Annotated in this window: 17 protein-coding genes, 8 tRNA genes and 1 pseudogene; 8 read left to right on the forward strand and 18 right to left on the reverse strand. The window is 48.5% G+C overall.

The window, feature by feature from the left end; translation table 11 throughout:
- Positions 1-207: 207 nt before the first annotated feature.
- On the forward strand, positions 208-1,113 hold the full coding sequence (locus tag ACO6VG_RS22995; RefSeq protein WP_422134432.1) for a nuclease-related domain-containing protein: 906 nt from the start codon (positions 208-210) through the stop codon (positions 1,111-1,113).
- A 14-nt stretch (positions 1,114-1,127) separates the two neighbouring features.
- On the forward strand, positions 1,128-1,592 hold the full coding sequence (locus ACO6VG_RS23000; protein WP_422134433.1) for a hypothetical protein: 465 nt from the start codon (positions 1,128-1,130) through the stop codon (positions 1,590-1,592).
- 339 nt (positions 1,593-1,931) lie between these two features.
- Here the strand turns inward: ACO6VG_RS23000 and ACO6VG_RS23005 are convergent, their stop codons facing one another.
- On the reverse strand, positions 1,932-2,330 hold the full coding sequence (locus ACO6VG_RS23005; RefSeq protein WP_422134434.1) for a hypothetical protein: 399 nt from the start codon (positions 2,328-2,330) through the stop codon (positions 1,932-1,934).
- A 50-nt stretch (positions 2,331-2,380) separates the two neighbouring features.
- Here ACO6VG_RS23005 and ACO6VG_RS23010 point away from each other — a divergent pair, with 50 nt between their 5' ends.
- Positions 2,381-2,764, forward strand: a complete 384-nt coding sequence (locus tag ACO6VG_RS23010) for a DUF2237 family protein (protein WP_422134435.1) — start codon at positions 2,381-2,383, stop codon at positions 2,762-2,764.
- On the opposite strand, the gene ACO6VG_RS23015 is transcribed toward ACO6VG_RS23010, so the two are convergent.
- Positions 2,761-2,925, reverse strand: coding sequence for a hypothetical protein (locus ACO6VG_RS23015; RefSeq protein WP_422134436.1), 165 nt, complete (start codon positions 2,923-2,925; stop codon positions 2,761-2,763). The genes ACO6VG_RS23010 and ACO6VG_RS23015 overlap by 4 nt on opposite strands.
- Positions 2,897-4,402, reverse strand: a pseudogene (locus ACO6VG_RS23020) (phage terminase large subunit family protein). The gene ACO6VG_RS23015 and the pseudogene ACO6VG_RS23020 overlap by 29 nt, the downstream one beginning before the upstream one ends.
- Positions 4,403-4,476: 74 nt before the next feature.
- Here ACO6VG_RS23020 and ACO6VG_RS23025 point away from each other — a divergent pair.
- Both ACO6VG_RS23025 and ACO6VG_RS23030 read left to right on the forward strand, forming a co-directional pair.
- Complete coding sequence (locus tag ACO6VG_RS23025; protein WP_163373296.1) at positions 4,477-4,731, forward strand: type II toxin-antitoxin system Phd/YefM family antitoxin; 255 nt, start codon at positions 4,477-4,479, stop codon at positions 4,729-4,731.
- The gene (locus tag ACO6VG_RS23030; protein ID WP_422451477.1) at positions 4,721-4,861 is read left to right on the forward strand and encodes a type II toxin-antitoxin system RelE family toxin; all 141 of its coding nucleotides are present in this window, start codon (positions 4,721-4,723) and stop codon (positions 4,859-4,861) included. Before ACO6VG_RS23025 ends, ACO6VG_RS23030 begins: the two co-directional genes overlap by 11 nt.
- A gap of 100 nt (positions 4,862-4,961) precedes the next feature.
- On the opposite strand, the gene ACO6VG_RS23035 is transcribed toward ACO6VG_RS23030, so the two are convergent.
- The 8 genes from ACO6VG_RS23035 to ACO6VG_RS23070 all read right to left on the reverse strand — a co-directional run bounded on the left by ACO6VG_RS23035 (position 4,962) and on the right by ACO6VG_RS23070 (position 6,033).
- Positions 4,962-5,038: transfer RNA gene (locus ACO6VG_RS23035), tRNA-Asp, on the reverse strand.
- 49 nt (positions 5,039-5,087) lie between these two features.
- Positions 5,088-5,163: transfer RNA gene (locus ACO6VG_RS23040), tRNA-Val, on the reverse strand.
- Positions 5,164-5,233: 70 nt separating this feature from the next.
- Positions 5,234-5,310 (reverse strand) — tRNA-Asp (locus ACO6VG_RS23045).
- 49 nt (positions 5,311-5,359) lie between these two features.
- A tRNA-Val gene (locus ACO6VG_RS23050) sits at positions 5,360-5,435 on the reverse strand.
- A gap of 70 nt (positions 5,436-5,505) precedes the next feature.
- Positions 5,506-5,582, reverse strand: a tRNA-Asp gene (locus ACO6VG_RS23055).
- 48 nt (positions 5,583-5,630) lie between these two features.
- Positions 5,631-5,706 (reverse strand) — tRNA-Val (locus ACO6VG_RS23060).
- 127 nt (positions 5,707-5,833) lie between these two features.
- Positions 5,834-5,910, reverse strand: a tRNA-Asp gene (locus ACO6VG_RS23065).
- Positions 5,911-5,957: 47 nt separating this feature from the next.
- Positions 5,958-6,033, reverse strand: a tRNA-Val gene (locus tag ACO6VG_RS23070).
- 254 nt (positions 6,034-6,287) lie between these two features.
- Between ACO6VG_RS23070 and rdgC the strand changes: the two genes are divergently transcribed.
- Positions 6,288-7,211, forward strand: coding sequence for a recombination-associated protein RdgC (rdgC, locus tag ACO6VG_RS23075; protein WP_422138438.1), 924 nt, complete (start codon positions 6,288-6,290; stop codon positions 7,209-7,211).
- Positions 7,212-7,288: 77 nt separating this feature from the next.
- On the opposite strand, the gene ACO6VG_RS23080 is transcribed toward rdgC, so the two are convergent.
- The 4 genes from ACO6VG_RS23080 to dapA all read right to left on the reverse strand — a co-directional run bounded on the left by ACO6VG_RS23080 (position 7,289) and on the right by dapA (position 11,992).
- Positions 7,289-8,149 carry a tetratricopeptide repeat protein gene (locus ACO6VG_RS23080; protein WP_422475838.1) on the reverse strand — a complete coding sequence of 287 codons (861 nt, stop codon included), beginning with the start codon at positions 8,147-8,149 and terminating at the stop codon, positions 7,289-7,291.
- A gap of 472 nt (positions 8,150-8,621) precedes the next feature.
- Entirely contained in the window at positions 8,622-9,725 is a 1,104-nt protein-coding gene (locus ACO6VG_RS23085) for a phosphoribosylaminoimidazolesuccinocarboxamide synthase (protein WP_422138440.1), read from the reverse strand.
- Positions 9,726-9,860: 135 nt separating this feature from the next.
- The gene (bamC, locus tag ACO6VG_RS23090; RefSeq protein ID WP_422138441.1) at positions 9,861-11,003 is read right to left on the reverse strand and encodes an outer membrane protein assembly factor BamC; all 1,143 of its coding nucleotides are present in this window, start codon (positions 11,001-11,003) and stop codon (positions 9,861-9,863) included.
- Positions 11,004-11,116: 113 nt separating this feature from the next.
- Positions 11,117-11,992 (reverse strand): 4-hydroxy-tetrahydrodipicolinate synthase, encoded by an 876-nt coding sequence (dapA, locus tag ACO6VG_RS23095; RefSeq protein WP_422138442.1) that lies wholly within the window; start codon positions 11,990-11,992, stop codon positions 11,117-11,119.
- A gap of 286 nt (positions 11,993-12,278) precedes the next feature.
- Here dapA and ACO6VG_RS23100 point away from each other — a divergent pair, with 286 nt between their 5' ends.
- On the forward strand, positions 12,279-12,746 hold the full coding sequence (locus ACO6VG_RS23100; RefSeq protein WP_422134443.1) for a peroxiredoxin: 468 nt from the start codon (positions 12,279-12,281) through the stop codon (positions 12,744-12,746).
- A 90-nt stretch (positions 12,747-12,836) separates the two neighbouring features.
- Here the strand turns inward: ACO6VG_RS23100 and ACO6VG_RS23105 are convergent, their stop codons facing one another.
- Together ACO6VG_RS23105 and ACO6VG_RS23110 are read right to left on the reverse strand one after the other, a co-directional pair.
- A complete protein-coding gene (locus tag ACO6VG_RS23105) occupies positions 12,837-13,904 on the reverse strand; it encodes an AI-2E family transporter (RefSeq protein WP_422134444.1) in 1,068 nt (355 codons plus the stop codon).
- Positions 13,905-13,984: 80 nt separating this feature from the next.
- Entirely contained in the window at positions 13,985-14,227 is a 243-nt protein-coding gene (locus tag ACO6VG_RS23110) for a sulfurtransferase TusA family protein (RefSeq protein ID WP_422134445.1), read from the reverse strand.
- Between the two features lie 387 nt (positions 14,228-14,614).
- Here ACO6VG_RS23110 and ACO6VG_RS23115 point away from each other — a divergent pair, with 387 nt between their 5' ends.
- The gene (locus tag ACO6VG_RS23115) at positions 14,615-16,069 is read left to right on the forward strand and encodes a M48 family metalloprotease (RefSeq protein WP_422138443.1); all 1,455 of its coding nucleotides are present in this window, start codon (positions 14,615-14,617) and stop codon (positions 16,067-16,069) included.
- 33 nt (positions 16,070-16,102) lie between these two features.
- On the opposite strand, the gene nadA is transcribed toward ACO6VG_RS23115, so the two are convergent.
- Positions 16,103-17,149: a quinolinate synthase NadA gene (gene nadA / locus ACO6VG_RS23120; RefSeq protein WP_422134447.1), complete on the reverse strand. Its 1,047-nt coding sequence runs from the start codon at positions 17,147-17,149 to the stop codon at positions 16,103-16,105.
- Positions 17,150-17,171 lie beyond the last annotated feature (22 nt).

Here is a 17,171-nt window from a genome sequence, read left to right on the forward strand (position 1 = left end):
CGGACCCGGCGCAGTATCTTTTATCTCAACATACTAAATAAATACAAAAAGTTTCACGGCAGGCTGACCCTTATTAAGGGCTCTGTTGCATTTATTGCTTGAAGCCAGCGGTTTGAAACTCTACTTGATAAAACAACCTGACTTGATTGATTATGGTTAAGGAGGCTCTGTCAACCAATTCTTATAGGGAGCCTGACGAGGTAGCTTATGAAAGGACTGTTAAAATTTGGCTTGTTCGGCTTTTTGTTTGTTTTATTTGTAGCTGTTATTGCTCAAGACTCTCTAGGCTCTATGCTGCTTACTCTGTACCTTGGCGCCTTCATGTGGCTATTTCTTATTGTTGCTGCGGCAAAAGCCATTGTATCTTTCTTCAGGACATTTTTCTCAAAGATGGACAAGAAAATTGCACCTGACGAGATTGAACAAAACCAAAGCAGTCAGCAAAATTATGATGTTAGTGATTATCATCCTAAGCATGGCTACGATAGAAGTAGCTCAGACTTACCAGCATCACAAGTCACAGTAGAGTCTGAGTTTGAAGAGATTAAAACGCCGTTTAACGATCACAAAGATGCCGGAAACTTTGGCGAGGCCAAAGTAAGAGCAGTGCTCTCGGAGTTAAAGGGAAAAGTGATCTATGGCTTTATTGGTAGCCAGAATATTTTTTATGCTGGTAAGAATTTTGAGATTGATTTTGTCATAAGTGTGCCAGGAGTCGGTTTTATTATGGCAGAGGTCAAATATCACTCTGGCCAGATTTTTTGTGACAACACGCCGATGTGGAGGCAGATCAAAACCAACGGTTCAACCTACGATTATAAAAATGCTTCAAAGCAGGTCATTAGAACCCGGGGGTTATTCAAAAGGTTGCTGACAGATCATGATATGAACAAATGGCCAATAAAAACGGTGGTAATCTATGCCCATAAAAATGCGGTAATCTATCCGGCAATGAGTCCGGACAACCCGCAAACCGACGTGGTTAAGCTGGAAAACCTGGAGTCGTGGATCAAAAATCTGCCAAAAAACGAACAAATCAGCATGACCAGAGATGAACATAAGCAAATAGAGGCACTTATAGAAAGGCATCACCGTGAATACGAAGCAGCGTAGAGGGAAAATAAAAAATGAAAAACAAGAAATTCCTGATTTTGGTGAATGTGGCATTGTTGATCCTTGGCGGACCTGTGGCGCTGATTTTAGGCGGCATTGCCAGTGCGCTGCTCTATAAAATGGCTGATTCACCTACAGAAGGAACTGATTTTTCAGGTAGTAGCAGTGGCTTCGATCGTTCAGTCAGAGACAGTGGTTTTGACGATGACTCGTTTGCTCATAGCAGCTTAGATTCATTGTCGTCTTCTTTGTTTGAGAACGATAACGCCATTGACTCCTCATCCATGCATAGCTTTAATGATGACGTTTTTTCCAGAGGCCCTACCATAAATCCTGCCACGGGTTTACCGATGATGGACGACAGCATTGGCGGCATTGATGTAGGTGGAAGCCTGTATGGTACGGATACGCATGACTCTTTTAGTTCTTCATACGATGACAGTTTCAGTTTGGGGGGAGGAATAAACAATGGCTGGTAATTATAAATTTACGAAAACCTGAGTTGAGCCTTGGTGCCTGATGTGCTCAAACCACCACCTAATGATGCATTAAATCCGGCGCAGACCCCTTTACCTCCTGAATAAAAGCCTTCTGCCCACTAACACAGTCACAATCCACCCCTGAGCTGGGCCTGGCTAGTCCTGTTGCCGTTGTTGGCTGTAATCTATTTATAACCTTGCTACCTTCAGGAATCATTGATTTTAACCGTTACCAGTGTTGATTCGGATGATCCAAAAGTTATATCAAACCGGGGACATGCATAGAAAATATTGAGATACTCGATAATAGAAGACGGCGGCAACTTCTAAGTTGCCATTTTAGAGCCTGCAATGACTTTGATCCCGGCTTTTGGTCAGTGTGTAGTCAACGCCTACTACCAAAGTGGTACTCAGACTGTCCTTAACCGTAATGGTCTTGGTCAGGTCAGGCATTTTATCGAACGGGATCAGTTCATCAGCCACACCAAAAGACGTGTGGGGTTCATCGGTAACTGCCGTAAAGTCGTGGGCAGTGAGGCTGGCAGAAATAGACGAGATCCGGCTGATAGTGTTTCGGTTACCGCCACCGCCCAGGTAGTTTTTCAGTTCCTTTTTATCTTCTTCAAAACTGAACTTGAACTCGCTGACGTTACCAACGGGCAGCAGAGGCGCGCTGCCATCGGCAGGTTTGAGGTAGATGCTTCCGGCACCAATAAAACTACGATCTATCCTAGACATGGTTTTTCTCCTATCTTGTAGGCCATGGGTTAATCACGGGAGGGTTTTACATGTTAGAAATGCTGTTTGAACAGCTCAATGTGCTTGGTAGACAGTTAGAGGTTTGTTGTCAGAGTCCAATGACTGGCTTCTTTCGGAACGGATATTGCCATACCTGTCCACAGGACTCCGGCAGTCATACGGTCTGCGCCCGGATGACCGATGAGTTCCTGCAATTTTCCCTGTCCAAAGGTAACGACCTCATCACACCTAATCCTGCGTTTGGCTTTCCCGGCCTGAAAGCCGGTGACCGTTGGTGTCTGTGCGTAAGTCGCTGGGTGGAGGCTCATAAGGCAGGTGTTGCCCCGCCGGTTTACCTGGCTGCGACCAATATGGCAGCGCTTGAAATGGTTGACTTGGCGACGCTGGAGCAGATGGCATTGGATTGCTATTAAACGACGACTTCAATGTGTAGCTGCAAGTCAGCAAACGAAAGATGGGCATTGCTTGGGGCAATATCAAACCGGGTTTCACTGAAGCTGATATTTCGGGCTTCTGGAGTGAAGCGTTGCCCAGTGGTGAATAGCTCACGGATAGCAGTATCGGTGCCAACCAATGTCAGGTAAACCCCTTTCTTGTTTTTTCGTTTTGGGAAATGTGGCGATAGGTTTGCCAGCCAGAGATGAACCCTTAACTGGAATTGCCCAATCGGCTCCTTGCTTACGACAGAAAGCGTACACCTCATCGGTGTAGTGACCACCAGAGTCTATGCAGAACTGAGCTACATTCATTTTGGTGCCATCCTGCCGGGTGTAAGTTTTATACAGCATATCCGCCAGGGCATCCCATATTGGCTGACGGGATAAGTCACCATAAAGCCGCAAATAATCAATAGACCAGCTTTCCTCTCCAGCTCCCCAACCCGTCACTTCAAACTCAAAACGCTCATCCTGGACATCAAAGCCAACCGTCAGCATCTCCACCCACCAGGACAGCTCTGCCGGGTAATGTTCCCGTCACTGGTAGAGCAAGGTATGCTCTACCGTTCCACCTCTTTCCGTCCATGTCTCACCAAGTACCGTATTGGTCCAGTCCTTGAATTGTACCGAGTTACTTTTGGCGGCAAGAAAGTCCTCTACCGCATTTTGCCAGCTGTACCAGCCATTAGGGCTGTAGAGCGAACTCAGGTGAAAACCGGCTACCTTGCTACTCTTTTCAGTTTCAGCCTGCCAATGGCCATTAGTGAGCAGTTTAGGTTTGTCTTTTTCATAATGCTTGTGGCCACACTGTACACACTCAAACCGAGTGGTTGCCGGGTCATGGTTATCAAAGATGATCTGGGCCCAGACGATCGGTTGGTAGTGTCCACAGCTATTGCAGGGAACCAGATAGCGTCGTTTATCACTGCTTTCATAAGCCGCTTCAATCTTGCTGGTTTCTGCAATATTGGGCGTACTGACCATCAATATTTTACGGTTACGGCTAAAAGTGGCTGTTCGCTTGATCGCCAGATTGATAGGACTGCCTTCGCCATCCACGTCATCGTCGTAGGCATCCACCTCATCCATAAACAGAAAGCGGGCAGGCATCGAGCGCAACCCTGCCGCTGAGTTGGCTCCGGTAAAGATCAGCACACCATTGGGAAACTCTTTGGTCAGCAATGTATTGCCACTGTCACGGCTCCGTGGATCTTTTACCTTCTCCCGAAGATCAGGCATTTCATCGATCATCGGAGCAATGCGCTGCTTCGATGTCCGCTTGGCCATATCCAGTGTGGGCAGCACATACATCATTGGACCGGGGGTATGATCGATCACATAGCCCAGCCAGTTATTGCCACATTCAGTGCCGCCCACCTGGGCACCTTTCATAAATACCACCTGCTCAACAGGTGACGATGGTGAGAGACAATCCATGATCTCTTTCAGGTACGGTGTGCGGGAAGTTCGCCAGCGTCCTGCTTCTTTGGTGGCTTTTGCTGGAAGAATCCGCTTTTGATCAGCCCATTCGGAAACTGTCAGGGGAGTGTCTGGTCTCAGCCCTTTGAAGAAGCCTTCAAAATATGGGCTTTTGACTGACAGGCTATTAACCATTTAAACAACCTTTGAAGAAATCTATTAATAGGTCTATTATTTGATCTTTTAATGAACCGTAAAAGGAGCTTGCTATGGCCTCAGTCCATCCTATTCTCGCTGACGTCAGTGCTGGGATATCCGAACTAAAAAAGAACCCGATGGCCGTTCTGAAAGAAGCCAATGGTGAAACCGTGGCCATCCTGAATCGCAATCAACCCGTGTTTTATGCAGTACCAGCCCATGTTTATGAAGCCATGCTCGATGCTTTGGACGACCTGGAACTCGCTGCCATCGTCGAAGAACGCAAAAATGATGAGCGGATTCGGGTAAATATTGATGACCTATGAGCTGGATTTTTCTGCACTGGCGTGGAAAGAGTGGCAGAAACTCAACTCCACGGTGAGAGAACAGTTCAAAGCCAAGCTGCATAAACGCTTGGAGAACCCCAGAGTCCCGAAAGATAAGCTGTCCGGCTAAAGGTGGGGGATGAAAACTCAGGCAGGAGTGAAAAAACCGTATTTTTTAGGGCTAAACAACGAAAAAAACCTAGCGACAAAAATCACTAGGTTCTTGAATATGGCGGACCGGACGGGACTCGAACCCGCGACCTCCGGCGTGACAGGCCGGCATTCTAACCAACTGAACTACCGGTCCGCGTTCTTTTTAATAGAGAACAGTATTTAATCACTGCTCTCTATAAATCTGGTGGGTGATGACGGGATCGAACCGCCGACCCTCTGCTTGTAAGGCAGATGCTCTCCCAGCTGAGCTAATCACCCTGATCTGAAGCTTTTGGCTTCAGAAATCGATTGCGCCTGTCGTGCAATCTTTGCTTTCAATCAAGAAACCTGGCGGACCGGACGGGACTCGAACCCGCGACCTCCGGCGTGACAGGCCGGCATTCTAACCAACTGAACTACCGGTCCGCATTCTTTTTAATAAAGAACAGTATTTAATCACTGTTCTCTATAAATCTGGTGGGTGATGACGGGATCGAACCGCCGACCCTCTGCTTGTAAGGCAGATGCTCTCCCAGCTGAGCTAATCACCCTGATCTGAAGCTTTTCGCTTCAGAGATCGATTGCGCCTGTCGTACAATCTTTGCTTTCAATCAAGAAACCTGGCGGACCGGACGGGACTCGAACCCGCGACCTCCGGCGTGACAGGCCGGCATTCTAACCAACTGAACTACCGGTCCGCATTCATTTAATAAAGAGCACATTTAATCACTGCTCTCTATAAAAACTGGTGGGTGATGACGGGATCGAACCGCCGACCCTCTGCTTGTAAGGCAGATGCTCTCCCAGCTGAGCTAATCACCCAAAGTATTTTTTAACGACCCCTGGCTGACGAGTCGGTACCGACTATACATGAAGACATTTGTCGTTCAAGTCCTGATTGAGAGAAGTAATGAAAAAGAAATCATCGACTACTGCATCCTGAATCAGATGGCGGACCGGACGGGACTCGAACCCGCGACCTCCGGCGTGACAGGCCGGCATTCTAACCAACTGAACTACCGGTCCGCTATACAGCTCAATTAACCTGCCACTTTGCGTCTTAACATTCAAAGTGGTGGGTGATGACGGGATCGAACCGCCGACCCTCTGCTTGTAAGGCAGATGCTCTCCCAGCTGAGCTAATCACCCTTCGGTCATGGCCGTGTGTCTCTCAACAACGCGGCGCATTATAAGCAGCGAACCGAACCTCACGCAACCGCCTTTAGACACTTTTTTTATAAGTATCGATAACATAGCATTGCAAAAGGATATTGAGGCTACGAGAAACCTTCCCGGTTAAAGCAGCTTTATGAATACTCAATACCGAAAACAACACACATTCTCTCACTTAGCGTAAGCCTGATGCGTATAATGCAGGCACTCAATTTTGCATGGACTCAATCATGTGGTTTAAAAACCTGATTTTCTATCGTTTCACCAAACCCATTGCATGGAACAGTGAAGAGCTGGAAGAAAAGCTCTCTGAAAAACGCTTTCGTGGCTGCAACAGTCAGGACATCAGCTCTTATGGCTGGGTGCCACCTTTGGGTCGCCATGGAGATATGCTGACTCACACCAGTGGTGATTTTGTCATGATCTGCGCCAAGAAAGAGGAAAAGATTCTTCCCGCCAGTGTTATCAAAGATGCCCTGGAAGAAAAAATAGAAACGATAGAACAGGAAGAACAACGGGAAGTGTTCAGTAAGGAAAAAAAAGCGCTCAAGGACGACATTATGATGGAGCTGCTGCCCAGAGCTTTCACCAAACATCAGAAAACGTTCGCTTACATGGATACAAGAGAGGGCTGGCTGGTTGTGGACGCTTCTTCTTTCAAGAAAGCAGAAGAACTGACCAGCTGTCTGAGAGAATGCCTCGGTAGCCTGCCGGTTATTAACCCCCCCTTAAAGAACCTGCCCTCAGCGTCCATGACACAATGGCTTTCAGAAAACCCTGCTGTCCCAGCCCCCTTTATTCTGGGTGACGAATGCGACCTGCGAGAGCCTGGTGATGAGGGTGGGCAAATCAATGTCCGTCGGCAGGCATTGATCACAGAAGAAATTCAGGCTCACCTGGAGGGCGGCATGCAGGTGAGCAAATTGTCCCTGCAATGGGATGAAGCACAAACTTTTGTGCTCAGTGATGATCTGATTGTACGAAAGCTGAAGTTCACTGAAGTGATCCAGGATCAACTGGACGAAGTAGAAGCAGAAACTGCGGCGGAACAATTCGATGCCGATTTCGCAGTCATGAGCCTTTCCCTGAGAAAGCTGATCAATGACCTGGCAGAGGCGCTAGGCGGACTTACAGAAGGGACAACTGAATCTTAAGCGACGGTTCAGGTAAGAAAACCCGCCACCGGGCTTCCCTTCACAGGAAGCCCAACTCATACCAACTCACTAATCCGTCAATGCATCAACCCAAACAGCTTGCCACGATAAAGCTTGGCCAGTGGGTCTCCAGCCCCCAACTGATCAAAAACCTTCAACATTAACAGTCTGGCTCCGTCTTCACGGAAGGCACGGTCTGTTCTGACAATCAAAAGAAGGTTTTCCAGGGCCTGCTCATTGTCATCGGCAATCACCTGACGGATAGCAAGCTGATAACGAGCCTCATGATCGTTTTCATCATCATGAAGGCGAGCTTCCAGTTCTGCCATTTGCGGTGCCCGGACCACCATCTCATAGAAAGCCAGCTTCGCCCTGGGCTGGGCAATGCCTGCGGCATCGGCAGGCAGTGCAGCCATCAAGGCTTTGGCATCGTCAACACGATCCAGTTCCAGCAGAAGGTTAACCTGAAGTACCTGAAGCGCCTGATTTTCGGGCTCTTCCTGTAAAATCTGCTGCAACAGCAGCAGCGCCTGCTCGTGCTGCCCCTCGTCAATCAACTGATCGACCTGCAAACGTATACGCTCCACAGGGCTCATTGTCAAAGGATCCAGCACTTCTTTCAGAGCCACCTCAGTCTGTAAACCGGACAACACCTGCACAGGTTGTCCCTGATGGAAGAAAACCAGTGTCGGGACACTGCGGACACCCAGCTGAGCCATTAACTGCTGACCCAGAGGTTGATCTGCATCCAGTTTGGCCAACAAAAACTTACCCTGATAGCTCTCTACCAGATTGGCCAGAATCGGTAGCTGACTTTTGCAGGGCTCACACCACTCAGCCCAGATATCCAGTAGCACCGGTCGCTGGGCCGACTGTTCAACTAATACTTCTCGAACATTTTCTTCTGTCAGATCAACAATATTCGGCAATTCGTTCATACTCAGATTCTCTAGCCGCCTCGTCAGGAGTGCAGCATTCTTTAATAAAAAGTTGTCATAAAGGGCGTTAAAGGCAGCTCATATGACTTGTTAGTGAAGCATTACTGCAATCTTACCCACAAAATCTGTGGATAACTTTGTGGAAGAACCTGCCAAATCATTCAGAAAGACTGATTCTTACTGCCTCACATACAAATCGATCACTTTTTGATCAATTATTTTTCTTTAATTTTCAACAAGTTACAACTCATCCTTATAAAATCAATTACTTAGACCCGATGCGTTTTTTTGACGTCAAGGGCTTGACATTTGTGCATAAAAAACAGATGACGTAAGCCTTATTCAGATCATCTATTGAAAAAAGAGGGCAAATTACCGTCATACCGCAGGTTTTCGCTAATAACCAATCGCTATTAAGCGGCCAACCCCCGTCAACCGGCTCAAACGACTGAAGAACGCCCGACTAAAACCTTTAATCAATCAAACCATATTGATCCTTGAGAATGGCTACAATTTCGGCTTTGGGGCTGTCTGAGAGTTGAACAGGCTCGCCTGTAATGCGCTCAGCAATATCCAGATAGGTTCTGGATACAGCCATCATAATGGATTGAGGCAGCTCGTTTTCTTCGGCCAGGGCCCGTCGCTCGTGCATTCTGTCCTTGTTGAGCAGAATGTCAGGGTCAGGAAAATAATTCAGCAACTGTTGGCGAAAACCTTCCTTGGAGTTTTCCACCACCTTACCCACTCTGTATGACGCACCGTCCCAGATTCTGGATGAATCCGGTGTTCCTACTTCATCCATGTAAATTAGCCTGTCCTGACCACTGGCAGTGGCGACATACCCAAACTCAAACTTGGTATCCACAAACACCTGATCCAGCTTGCCAAGGGCTTCGGAAATGACATCAAAGCCTTCTTTAAGAAGCCTTTCATAACGATCAATATCTTCGGGCTTGTGAAAGTTAAAAGACCTGTAATTTGCCTCAAGGTCAGCACGAGTGATATTAACATCATCCACCTCCGGCACACCGGGAATCCCTTTCAGAATACCCTTGGTGGAAGGTGTTATCAGCAACTCCGGTAATTTCTGATCCTTCTCAAGACCATCCGGAAGCCGGATACCACAGAAATCACGCTCACCCTTGCTGTAGGCACGCCACATGGATCCTGTAATGTATTGACGACAGATCGCTTCAATCATCACTGGCCGGGCTTTTTGAACGATCCAGACGAAGGGATGGGGAATATCCAGTATGTGGCTGTCAGCCAGCCCCGATTCCCTGAACAATTTGAACCAGTGATTGGAGATCGCATTCAGGGCAGCCCCTTTTCCGGGTACACCCTGCATGTTTCCTTCACCCTTCCAGATGCAGTCAAAGGCACTCATCCGGTCAGAAATCACCATGATAGCCAGAGGCGTATCACCGGCTACATCATAGCCCTTTTCCCTGATCAGACGACGGCTGTCCGCCTCTGTCAACCAATAAACAGAGCGGACCTTACCTGAGTGCACGGGAAGCTCTGTTCGAATAGGAAGGTCGTTATTTACGGCCAGTACTTTATCAGCAAAGCTCATTGCCAACATCCTGCATTCTACTAATGGACAATCAACTGAAGCGAACAGGAGCCGCTCCATGGAACTGTTTCGTTGCCTGGCAAACAAAACAAAAAAGCCAGTCATGGAGACTGGCTTTTACAATGCGATTCTACCCTATTTGAGGTTTTCCTTCACAAGATTCAGCAACTTACGACTGATCTCGGCAGGTGCTGAGGTATTGGCATCCTTTTCTACCGAGACCCTGACGACCCCATTCAATTCTGAAACTCTCATTAACAGAACATCCTTGGGTGCCTCTTTCTTTTCATCGCCGCCAAACCAACCACTGAACCAGCCACTGGATTCTTTGTCTTTTTTGACCACTCCTTCAGGATCTACCTGCAGGTAGAAAATACCTGCGGAGCGGTTCTTATCGGTCACATCCACCCCAGCCTGTTGCAGTGCAGCATCAACAGCAGACCAGCTACGGGCATAGGAGAGCTGATCCATTCTCAGTAGCGGATTACCAGCACCGTCCTGCTCCATAACAGCCTGGTTGCCCAGATTCAGATCCTGAGCCAGATAAGAGACGGATTTTTCACTGCCATCACGCACCATGAACAGCAGCAGTTCATTCAATATACTGTCAACCATCTTCTGACTGCGCCCAGCAAAGTTGTTCCACCCTGGCTCAGTGGTGATTCTCTGGCCTTCTTCAGGAACGGCGCGAGACTTGATCTTCAAACGCACCTCAGAGGAATCTGGTTTCACACCCTGGCGCACTTCGAACTGGAAACGATCTTCAACAGGACCGGTCACCTCAGCACCCATCAACTTACTGAAGGCACGGGAGACATAACCTTTTTCCGGGTCTTTGCCCAGATCAGTCCACTCTGTTTCAAGAACGCCCTGTTTGACATCCCGGGATCTGGCCGGAATGTTGTTTTCTTCCAGGAAAGCCAGAACTTTTGGCCAGACTTCACCGGGCGAATGCCCCACCAGCAACCACTCTTCATCACCTGCCCTTTCGATGGTATAGACGCCACCTGCTTCCTGAGTCAGGCGCTGGTCAGGTCTGGGCACATCAAAATCGGATTCCAGTTGCGAGTGGTCCGCAGAAATGGGCGGAATAGACAAGGATTCCACCATGGGCTCTGCATTCATTTGCTCAGGTATTTCCAGCGACCTGGTCACCCGTGCCTGAGTATAATCACCGGATTTATCCCGGAAATAACCCTCCTTGCCGAATGGATTGGAACAACCTGCCAGTGCCAGAGCACAGGCCATAACCGGCAAGGTTTTCATCACTCGCGACATACGATCTCCATTCTGAAAAGCTCCATAACAATCCCCCGGATGATACCTTCGTTTCCCGGGTTCAGTCATAATCAGGTGCCGGGATCAGGCTCAACGCCTGGTCCCTTGAATAATTAAATCAGTTCAGCCTGCTTCAAGGCTTCACGTAGAACCGGGTGGCAACCTTCGGACAAGGGCGTCAGTGGCAGGCGTATGCCCTCTCCAATCAGTCCCATTTCCGACAACGCCCATTTCACAGGAATCGGATTCGCCTCAACAAACAGATTCTGATGCAATCCGTCCAGTTTAGCGTTAATCGCCTCGGCTGTAGCGCGATCTCCATTAAGAGCCGCTACACACATTTCATGCATTTTCCGAGGAGCCAGATTATTGGTTACAGAAATAACACCGTTAGCGCCCTGCAACATCATCTCCATGCCGGTAGCGTCATCACCGGAGTATATAGCAAAGTCATTACCGCACAGTTCACGAATCTCGATGCCACGCTCGACAATGCCGGTGGCTTCTTTTATACCCACGATATTTTCGTGACCGGAAAGACGCGCCACAGTTTCAGGCAACATATCCACGGCGGTACGACCGGGTACATTATAGAGAATCTGAGGAATGGCCACAGAGTCAGCAATGGTTTTATAATGCAGGTACAAACCTTCCTGGGTTGGCTTGTTGTAATAAGGAGTCACCAGCAGGCAGGCATCAGCTCCCAGGATTTTTGCCTCTGCTGTCAATAAAACAGCTTCCTGGGTAGAATTTCCTCCGGTACCGGCAATCACCGGAATACGGCCACTAACCTGTCTGACAATCCGTTTAATCACTTCGCAGTGTTCTTGCACGGTCAGAGTAGCAGATTCTCCGGTAGTACCCACTGCCACGATGCCATCAGTACCTTCCTCTATATGAAATTCAACCAGTTTCTGGAGACGTTCCCAGTCCGGCTCTCCATCGTCCTGCATCGGGGTCACAAGCGCTACAAGGCTACCGGTAATCATCTATCCACTCCAAGAGATCAGTCATAAGCTGTGCATAATGTTACTGACGCGCACCGGCATTAACAAGAGCAGCGTTGACATTCTGCCCGACTCAGTCCAGCTTTATAGACCATTGTCAGTCATTCGCACTATGCTACAGGTTCGCTGCATCTGAAAACAATCTGTTGATCTGGCCGTTTTTGTGGCTGAATATAAAATTCTGACATCTATTAAAGCCAGCTGAAGCAGAGACAACCGTTTACTATTCAGACTTACTATCAAAGACAAGAGAATCGAAGGAAGAACAATGAGTTTTACCCTAGGCCAACCCGTTACGGAATTCACCGCCCAGGCAACCAATAACACCACCGTCACCCTGTCAGAACTGAAAGGCAAGAAGGTCGTCATCTATTTCTACCCCAAAGACAACACTCCGGGCTGCATCAGTGAAGGCCAGACTTTCCGGGATCTGTTCCAGGAATTTCAGGAAGCTGACACCCTGATTTTCGGTGTCTCCCGTGACAGCCTGAAATCTCACGAAAATTTCAAGGCTAAACATGAGTTCCCGTTCGAGCTGATCTCCGATCCGGACGAAGAACTCTGCAAACTGTTTGATGTCATCAAGTTAAAGAATATGTACGGCAAAGAGTACATGGGAATTGAGCGCAGCACGTTCCTCATTGATCGTGAGGGCACCCTGCAACATGAGTGGCGTAAGGTGCGGATCAAAAACCATGTAGAAGACGTTCTACAGGCTACTCAGGCACTGGGTTAATCATACAAACGGGCCATCTATCCGTGATGGCCCTCAAAGAAATATTCCAATGATAATCAGATGGACCGGTTTCGTTGTATTGATGAAAGGCTAGCTGACCTTTTCCACATCATGCACACTGGGCCAGGCATTCATCACTGCCTTTAGCAGGGTCGCCAGCGGAATAGCAAAGAATATTCCCCAGAAGCCCCAGACTCCCCCAAACACCAGAACCGCAACAATAATAGCAACCGGGTGCAGGTTAACCGCCTCGGAAAACAGCAGGGGAACCAGAACATTGCCATCCAGAGCCTGAATGATGCCGTACACAATCATCAGCATCATGAACTCATGTCCCACACCCCATTGAAACAGACCAATCAGGGCAATAGGAATGGTAACCACAGTAGCACCGATATAGGGAACCACTACTGAAAAGCCCACCAGCACAGACAGCAGAACGGCATAGTTCAACCCCAGCCAGGCAAAAGCCACAAAACTGACTCCACCAACAATCAAAATTTCAATAACCTTACCCCGTATGTAGTTGGCAATCTGGTCATTCATTTCGTCCGCCACCTGAATAATCAGGCGACGCCGCATAGGTAAGCGGTTACCAATCCAGCCGAGCAGTTCAGTTTTATCCTTAAGAAAAAAGAATACCAGGATGGGCACCAGAATCAGATAAACCAGGATACCCAGGGCACCAGGCAACCTGGAGATAGAGAACGACAACGCCCAGGGTCCGAACTTGGCCAGATGCATATTGATAGCACTACTGAGAGCCGCTGTCTGGGATTCCGAAATAAAGGCTGGATAGAGCTCTGGCAATTCTTTCAGAATCATCTGTCCCTGCCTCACCATATTCGGCAGCTCATTCAGTAAGCCGGTGACTTGCTGCCAGATCAATGGAATCAACAGGAATATTGAAATAAGCAGAACCGCCATAAAGAGAGTGAAAATGAGGCTGACGGCCAGGAGATGGGGTACCCCCCATTTTTCGAGTAAGTTCACCACACCTTGCATCAAAAAGGCCAATACCATTGCCGCCAGCAGCGGGGCCAACATATTCCCCATAAAGATGATGACCAAAAACCCGGTCACCAGCATCAACAGCAGCACCAGAGCCTCATGATCTGACAGGTAACGGTTCAGCCAATCCCTGATGATATCCAGCATATTTTCTTCCTTATGACTTACTCAGAAAACTGACCAGGTTGTCTATTGTCAGTCAGGCTCGGGATATTAACAATCCGATCTTATTTATGCTCGAGAGTAAAGATAAATACCCCTGAAGCTTCATCACTGGCCAACAGTTTATGACCACTGATGCAGGCAAAGCTGGCAAAATCCCGAACCGAGCCCGGATCTGTGGCCTGAATCCGCAACACTTCGCCCTGATCCATTTTACTGAGCGCCTGCTTGGCTTTGAGCAGAGGGAGCGGACAACTCATTCCCTTCAGATCCAGTTCAACATCCACTTCTATCATAATGAAACTCATTCTCCCTCAGCGAAGCTGAAATTCAGCTGTACAGGAACTCTGCTGCCAATGTTATGCTGCACTGACTGATAATTAATAAACCAGTAAAGCGCTTACAGTGTAAAAATGTTTCCAAGTGCCATGCATACACTTGCCCAAAAACGGCAGGCAAGCTGTTACCCCACCCGACTCTCACTAAAAGGCTCTGGTGCAAACGTCGCTGACCTGTAGAATAGAGAGATGACTGCTCTTTCCATCGCCAGAAGTTGCCAGTCATGATAAACGCACTACCGGCCTCACCCGAAAGGTAAGGAGGCCGTAAAATACTATGTTTTTTTTCACGGCTGTTTGAGCCAGCACCTCTATGACGATACAGTGTACCGCAGATTATACGAGTATGGATATTCTATGAAGCAACCGGGTTTCCTGATGGCAGCCCTGCTAAGCACCTGGCTCGGAACTTCTTCCGCAGTGGTAAGCGCGGCCCCAATTGAACTGCCCAGACTGGGGGACAGCACCTCCGCAGTCGTCTCGCCTCAACAGGAGTATGAGCTGGGACAGACTTATCTGAAATATATACGTAGCCGAACCCGTACGGTGAGTGACCCCGAGGTCAAGGAATACCTCGAAAGACTCACCTATCGCCTGGCTGAATTCAGTGAGATTAAAGATCACCGATTAAACACCATAGTGATAGACAGTAGCGTATTGAACGCTTTTGCAGCACCGGGCGGAATCATCGGCGTCAACTCCGGACTGTTCTTCAACGCGGACACAGAAGCTCAATTTGCTGCCGTACTCGCTCACGAATTAGCACACCTGAGCCAGCGCCATTACGCCCGAAATGTTGAAGACGCCAAAAACAAGAGCCTGCCGACCGCTGCCGCTGTTCTTGCATCGGTTGTCCTGATGGCAACAGCAGGAACTGAAGTAGGTGCCGCAGCACTATCAACAACGATGGCCGGCATCCAGTCCAGTCGTTTGCGCTTCAGCAGACAATTTGAGCGCGAAGCAGACAATATTGGCATTCTGACTCTTGCCAAGGCGGGCTTTGATCCTCAGGCCATGCCTGAAATATTTGAGAACATGAACAAGTCCAGGCGTTATCAAAGCAGACCTCCGGAGTTTCTACTGACGCACCCTGTTACCGACAACCGTATTTCAGACTCCAGAGCCAGAGCTGCACAATTGCCTTCCAAGGGTTCCCAGGGCAGCAGCCTTGATTATTCTTTAATTCGAATGAGACTGTTCGTACTCAGCACCGAAGATCCGGCCCGTTACGCACATCAGTTACAGAAGGAGCTGGAGTCCAGTCATACCAGCTCGGAAGACATTACCCGCTATGGTCTTGCACTGGCGAGCATTGAAGCACGAGATTACAAAACAGCAGAAAAAGAACTGACTGCGCTACTGAAGAAACACCCTCGCAACCTGCATTTGATTATGGCTCAGGCCAGACTCGAATCAGTTACCGGAAAATCCGATGAAGCGATTAAACGACTGGATGCGGCGCTTTCAATTCATCTGGATAACTATCCGTTGATGGCGACCAAAGCGGATATTTTGATTCAGGCAAAAAAATTCAGCGAAGCCAGAGACCTTCTTCTGAAACTGAGTCGCAGTCGACCCGACGACCCGGATATCTGGTATGAACTGGCGGAAGCCCAGGGTCAGTCCGATGACATTCTGGGCTTACACCAGGCTCGGGCAGAGTACTTCTTCTTAACAGGCAATCTTGACGATGCCATCAAGCACCTTCAGTTTGCTCGAAAAATGGTGGGAGATAATTACGCCCTGAGAGCCAAGATCGACAAAAAGTTAAACGACATATTCGAATATCGTAAGAAACTTGAAAAAAGCTGATCAGAAAAGGCCGTCATTGTCGGCGGCCATACCTCAGGCTGATAGTGATGCCGTGAAGTCGAGCATACGATTCAGAGGTATCAGAGACTTCTCTCGCAACTCATCATCGACATTCACCAGATTCAACTTGCCTGGTTTTTCCAGACACTGAACCAGTGCTTCCAGAGAGTTCATTGCCATCCACGGACAATGGGCACAACTCTTGCAGGTAGCACCGCTACCCGCAGTTGGAGCTTCTACAAAAGACTTGTCTGGGGAAGCCTGTTGCATTTTGTAGAAAATACCTCGATCCGTTGCCACGATAAAGGTTGAGTTTGGCATTTCCTGAGAGGCTTTCAGCAATTGGCTGGTAGAACCAACGACGTCTGCCACCTGGACAACAGAGTCTGGTGATTCAGGGTGCACAAGAATCGCAGCATCCGGGTAAACCCGTTTGAGGTCTTCAATACCCCTGGCCTTGAACTCTTCATGAACGATACAGCTACTGTTCCAGAGCAGCATGTCTGCCCCGGTGTTCTTTTGGATGTAACTGCCCAGATATTTATCCGGCCCCCAGATGATTTTTTTGCCCTGATCCATCAGATGCTCAACGATGTCCACAGCACAACTGGAAGTCACAACCCAGTCAGCCCGTGCTTTTACCGCCGCAGATGTATTGGCATAGACAACCACTTCACGATCGGGGTGCTGATCACAAAAAGCCGAAAACTCATCGACCGGACAACCAAGATCAAGAGAGCACTCTGCCTCCAGCGTTGGCATCAGAACACGTTTTTGAGGGCTGAGAATCTTGGAAGTCTCACCCATAAAGCGAACGCCAGCAACGACCAGAGTATCCGCAAAGTGATCACGTCCAAAGCGAGCCATTTCCAGGGAGTCCGCTACATAACCACCGGTTTCTTCGGCCAGCGCCTGAACGACAGGGTCAGTGTAATAATGAGCAACAAGAACAGCGTTTTCCTGTTCCAGAAGCTCTCGCACTTTCTGCTTCAGTGCTTGCTCTTTTGCTTCGTCCAGGCCCTGAACGGGTGCGCTACCGAGATGCTCCTGAACAAATGCTCTATCACTAAGTACACTCATAAAAATTGTTCTGAAAGTCTCT

The sequence above is a fragment of the Endozoicomonas sp. ALB032 genome, from assembly GCF_049310125.1.
Classification (GTDB): domain Bacteria; phylum Pseudomonadota; class Gammaproteobacteria; order Pseudomonadales; family Endozoicomonadaceae; genus Endozoicomonas_A.

What these genes read in the sequence shown, in the direction of transcription:
- rdgC (WP_422138438.1), top strand. Translation starts at nt 6,288, where the DNA reads ATGTGGTTTAAAAACCTGATTTTCTATCGTTTCACCAAACCCATTGCA.
- ACO6VG_RS23085 (WP_422138440.1), bottom strand. Translation starts at nt 9,725, where the DNA reads ATGAGCTTTGCTGATAAAGTACTGGCCGTAAATAACGACCTTCCTATT.
- ACO6VG_RS23080 (WP_422475838.1), bottom strand. Translation starts at nt 8,149, where the DNA reads ATGAACGAATTGCCGAATATTGTTGATCTGACAGAAGAAAATGTTCGA.
- ACO6VG_RS23010 (WP_422134435.1), top strand. Translation starts at nt 2,381, where the DNA reads ATGTTAGAAATGCTGTTTGAACAGCTCAATGTGCTTGGTAGACAGTTA.
- ACO6VG_RS23005 (WP_422134434.1), bottom strand. Translation starts at nt 2,330, where the DNA reads ATGTCTAGGATAGATCGTAGTTTTATTGGTGCCGGAAGCATCTACCTC.
- ACO6VG_RS23000 (WP_422134433.1), top strand. Translation starts at nt 1,128, where the DNA reads ATGAAAAACAAGAAATTCCTGATTTTGGTGAATGTGGCATTGTTGATC.
- ACO6VG_RS23105 (WP_422134444.1), bottom strand. Translation starts at nt 13,904, where the DNA reads ATGCTGGATATCATCAGGGATTGGCTGAACCGTTACCTGTCAGATCAT.
- ACO6VG_RS23030 (WP_422451477.1), top strand. Translation starts at nt 4,721, where the DNA reads ATGACCTATGAGCTGGATTTTTCTGCACTGGCGTGGAAAGAGTGGCAG.
- ACO6VG_RS23115 (WP_422138443.1), top strand. Translation starts at nt 14,615, where the DNA reads ATGAAGCAACCGGGTTTCCTGATGGCAGCCCTGCTAAGCACCTGGCTC.
- nadA (WP_422134447.1), bottom strand. Translation starts at nt 17,149, where the DNA reads ATGAGTGTACTTAGTGATAGAGCATTTGTTCAGGAGCATCTCGGTAGC.
- ACO6VG_RS23100 (WP_422134443.1), top strand. Translation starts at nt 12,279, where the DNA reads ATGAGTTTTACCCTAGGCCAACCCGTTACGGAATTCACCGCCCAGGCA.
- dapA (WP_422138442.1), bottom strand. Translation starts at nt 11,992, where the DNA reads ATGATTACCGGTAGCCTTGTAGCGCTTGTGACCCCGATGCAGGACGAT.
- ACO6VG_RS23110 (WP_422134445.1), bottom strand. Translation starts at nt 14,227, where the DNA reads ATGAGTTTCATTATGATAGAAGTGGATGTTGAACTGGATCTGAAGGGA.
- ACO6VG_RS23025 (WP_163373296.1), top strand. Translation starts at nt 4,477, where the DNA reads ATGGCCTCAGTCCATCCTATTCTCGCTGACGTCAGTGCTGGGATATCC.
- bamC (WP_422138441.1), bottom strand. Translation starts at nt 11,003, where the DNA reads ATGTCGCGAGTGATGAAAACCTTGCCGGTTATGGCCTGTGCTCTGGCA.
- ACO6VG_RS22995 (WP_422134432.1), top strand. Translation starts at nt 208, where the DNA reads ATGAAAGGACTGTTAAAATTTGGCTTGTTCGGCTTTTTGTTTGTTTTA.